At 73.4% G+C, this 229-nt stretch carries 1 pseudogene; it reads left to right on the plus strand.

Features of this window, described 5'->3' with window-relative positions:
• Positions 1–229: pseudogene (locus RB628_RS42340) on the plus strand (hypothetical protein); the annotation flags it as partial.

The following is a 229-nucleotide window of genomic DNA, read 5'->3' on the forward strand; positions in this document are numbered from 1 at the left end:
GCGTGGACCACGTCAACGGCGAACGCTGGCACGCCGACTTCACCAGCGCCACCCCCCTCTACCTGGTGCGGGAGGCCGTGCTCGCCTTCAGCAGTACCGAGCCCGTCGAGCGTCCGCTGTCGGGCATCCCCGAGCGGAATCTGCCGTACGTCACCGTCTCGCCCGTCGGCGGGAGCGCCGACCCGCGCCGGTCGGCCGCGCTCGCCCGCACGCCCAACACATCGCAGGC

Origin of the sequence: Streptomyces sp. ADMS (assembly GCF_033441795.1) — a bacterium.
Taxonomy (GTDB): Bacteria; Actinomycetota; Actinomycetes; order Streptomycetales; family Streptomycetaceae; genus Streptomyces.